Annotated in this window: 3 protein-coding genes and 3 pseudogenes; 1 reads left to right on the top strand and 5 read right to left on the bottom strand. The window is 58.1% G+C overall.

The window, feature by feature from the left end:
- Positions 1 to 217: 217 nt before the first annotated feature.
- Positions 218 to 1,159, bottom strand: a complete 942-nt coding sequence (locus tag EOA85_RS30860; protein ID WP_127212253.1) for a hypothetical protein — start codon at positions 1,157 to 1,159, stop codon at positions 218 to 220.
- Positions 1,160 to 1,254: 95 nt separating this feature from the next.
- The gene (locus EOA85_RS30855) at positions 1,255 to 1,686 is read right to left on the bottom strand and encodes a dihydrofolate reductase (protein WP_065008612.1); all 432 of its coding nucleotides are present in this window, start codon (positions 1,684 to 1,686) and stop codon (positions 1,255 to 1,257) included.
- A gap of 284 nt (positions 1,687 to 1,970) precedes the next feature.
- Between EOA85_RS30855 and EOA85_RS30850 the strand changes: the two genes are divergently transcribed.
- On the top strand, positions 1,971 to 2,270 hold the full coding sequence (locus tag EOA85_RS30850) for a hypothetical protein (protein ID WP_127212252.1): 300 nt from the start codon (positions 1,971 to 1,973) through the stop codon (positions 2,268 to 2,270).
- Between the two features lie 228 nt (positions 2,271 to 2,498).
- Here EOA85_RS30850 and EOA85_RS30845 read toward each other — a convergent pair.
- The 3 pseudogenes from EOA85_RS30845 to EOA85_RS39500 all read right to left on the bottom strand — a co-directional run.
- Positions 2,499 to 2,992, bottom strand: a pseudogene (locus EOA85_RS30845) (dihydrofolate reductase family protein).
- Between the two features lie 42 nt (positions 2,993 to 3,034).
- Positions 3,035 to 3,190 (bottom strand): annotated as a pseudogene (locus EOA85_RS30840) (hypothetical protein); the annotation flags it as partial.
- 33 nt (positions 3,191 to 3,223) lie between these two features.
- Positions 3,224 to 3,331, bottom strand: a pseudogene (locus EOA85_RS39500) (ATPase); the annotation flags it as partial.

Raw genomic sequence — 3,331 nt, 5'->3', positions numbered from 1 at the left:
GGCCAAGATCTGCACCCTCGGGACACCCATCCGAGCCACTTAGGGCGAGGAGGTCGCGTCGACCTTAATCAAGACGCTTCGGTGCGAGTGGATCCACGGCTTCATCGCCGACTTCTTCAACACTATCCACCCATATCGACCATCGGCGGTAGCCAGCTGACGGAGTCTGAGTCCTAGAGCCGCAGGGCGGCGGGCCTTTTGCCGGCGCGTTCTCGACTCAGGGTGCCGGGCTGAACTGGAGCAATTTGAAACAATCGCCGCTTCCAGACTTCAACTGCGTCAGGAAGCGCTTCGACCGATCGATCCATTCCTGGTGCGACCTGGCATCAGCCTCGATCTCGTTGACCGGTCCAAGGTTGACGAAGCTGCGCCCCTTGCTGAAAAGCCAGCACGCACGGCCGAGAAGTCTCCTGCTGCGCTGGCGCAAGAGGTCGGCATCATAAAAGATGTCGAGCACCTCCTGCTTGATCTTTGCCTCCTTTTCAGGATTTGCGATCGCAACCGCGATCGAGTCTCCGCCGATCGCATCCTGCAGGTCCTTGTAGTCGAGGGCGAGCTGAGTGGTGGCATATTTGATCTCGCTCTCATCCCGGACGATGTTGAACCACAGCGCGGGATCGAGTTCGTTGACGACGAACGATGCCTCGAAATCGCGCGACAGGTTCAGGATCTCGAACCCTTGAACCTCAACATCGCGCTCAACCAGAAGGATCTCGGCGACCTGCTTGCCGAGTTCCGCCCCGTGCGCGCTGATCGCGTCATTCGTTCCACCGAGTTCCGGGCTGATGTAGGGCCCGCCATCATCCAGCAGCGCATCGAATTCGCTGAGGTATTCGACGACGGCGGCACCGCGCGCAATGCGCGCGGCCAGTTTGGCGAGAACCAGCTGGAGCTCCGTTTCGCGTTTGCGCTGGTCCTGATAATTCTGCTGGAAAAAGAAGATGAACAGAGAAACGCCAATACCGATCAGGATTACACCGAGCTGGGAAAAGATGTTGCGATAATATTCCAGCAGCTTCTCACGATGACGTATGTCGTGGCGCACATTGTGTGCCACACGAGCATTGACGATCAGCGAAAGGATCAGAAGCCCGGCGCCGACCAGGATGAGGCCGCCGATGAGGAAATAGCCTCGCCCTGAGAAGGTGCTGAAATCCATGCGTTTGCCAGCTCGCTGAAGCCCGAGACCGCGCAGGTTAATACCATTCGGCTCCAACACCTACATGTTCGTAGCGGGCGTCAGCATCCGAGCCTTCATTGGTCGCGGTGATTTCTGGCAACGTTGCCACCTCCCGTAAGCCATCTTGCGTCGAACCAGCGGTCTGCCGGCCCGTCATACGGCAGCCGGGTGACATCCCAATGGCTGACGAAGCGCGCGTAGGCGTCCCACACCGGTGGACCGCCGCCGATGAAGACGACACGGCCGGCAAAGCGCCGGAGCGTGTCCTCCGGATCCATGCTGGAGCGAACGACGACAAGTTCCCGATCCGGGCGAGCAAAATCCGGAATGCTTGCGATCGTCTTGGGACCGGCGAGCAAGACGTGCCCTCTGGTGAGGTCGAAAAATCGTGCAACGTCAGCGACAAACTCGGGCGACCGGTTGCCTTCCCACGGAAGGCCACCATCGAGGCCGAGCTGCCCCGCTTGGCCGATGGCACAGACAACCCTAACGACAGTCTTCTTCACGAGTACTCCACCGATAGCCGGTCTGATCCCATTAGCGACGTTTGCACGTCATACGGCGCAACCTGTTTCAGTAAGGGGTTGCGTCCGGCAACCGCCTCAAACGCTAATATTTGCCTTCATCTCTTAATCGATCGGCAATGAGGTCGCACCACGTCTGTTTGCCTAACGTGAGAAAAGCATTTCGCGGCACTTGGGCAAATGCGGCATAGCAAGGGCTGCAGCGGTGTTCGGGTGTCGAACGATCTCCGAAGCGGTTGCCTAATACTTTAGTTGTAATCTCTCACGTGTTTGATATCGTGACGACGGGAGGAATTCAGATGGCGGTGGAGTGCACATCCGCGCCCGATATGGGCGTCTTTTCAACCATTGAACTGGATCTCTTGAGGGGTGTGGTTCGGGAAATTTTGCGGTCCGGCGAAACGGAGCTTGACAACGAGGACGCCCAAATGATCGCGCGGGTGGTCATCGCAACCTACAAGGACGGCGCCTCGTGTCGCGAGGAATTGCTTGAAGCCGCCCGGATTGCCGCCAGGCGCTGCGCTCTCGACCATTTTTACGATCGGGCAGTCGGCTTGTTCGCATAGAGCAATTCCAGGAAAAGTGTGAACGGTTTTCCGTTCGGAATTGCGCAAAAACAAAGAGATAGAGCGGTTCGGCGTTTCTGTGAAACGATGAACCGCTCTAGGATTTCGCACCTGACGCAATTCAGGGCGGAGTTACTCGTTCCTGCTCCGTTGGCATTCCGCGCACCGCTGCGGAGTCAGGTGCAGACTTCTGATCAGAGGGCCCGAAGCTCATCGGCCGATCAATCGTCATTGTCTGCTTTCCGGCGCGTAGTGGAGAATGACAACACCTGACTTGAGCGTCCTCGTCTCCAGATGCTTCAGGGATATCCGGTTCGGGCCGCCCTTGAAGAGCGGCGTGCCTCTCCCGAGAATGACGGGGTTGATCCCGAGGTGAACACGAAGATGTCTCCGCCGTCCCTGGTCTTCAGCTTGGAGACTTCTTCCGCGACATTGCCGTTGAAGAGCGTCGTGTTGTTCCAGTCGGCGCTTTTCAGCGTGCGCGAGAAGACCACCTTCTCGATCTTGTTCATGAAGTCCGCGATCCAGCCTTGCTCGGACGGCCAATAGGCTGCCATGAGCTCGTAGGTCACGCGGCCGAAGATCAGCGTGTCGGCCTTTTCCTGGGTCTCACGAATGTAGTTCTCGAGTTCTTCTTCGAAGACGAACCAGCTGATGTCCCTGTCCGGACCTTCGAAGAAGCCGTCGACGGTCACCATGTCCCATATGATCAGTTTTCTCATAGAACCCGCCTTTGCGTGTATCCCCTTTGTGAATTCTCGGCCCTATCCCGTGAAGCGGAAGCGCATGTTGGTGATCCGCCCCGGTTCCGGGACCTCGGTCTCCTCCAGCCTGACCGGCTCCATGCCGTTCTGGCTGAAGAGGCGGATGCCGTCGCCGATGAGAACGGGCGCGACATGGATGAGGACCTCGTCCACAACCCCTAATTCGAGCCGACGGGAAGTCGCAGCATTTCAGCGGGATGCGACGAAGCGTTCCAGTTTGCCCAGAGTTTGCAATCCCAGTTCCACGGCACCGAAGCCCTTCGCCTCCTGGAACTCGGCAGCCGTGCTGAATACCAT

The organism is Mesorhizobium sp. M5C.F.Ca.IN.020.29.1.1, from assembly GCF_003997375.1.
Taxonomy (GTDB): Bacteria; Pseudomonadota; Alphaproteobacteria; order Rhizobiales; family Rhizobiaceae; genus Mesorhizobium; species Mesorhizobium wenxiniae.
This window is presented reverse-complemented; position numbering and strand designations above follow the sequence as displayed.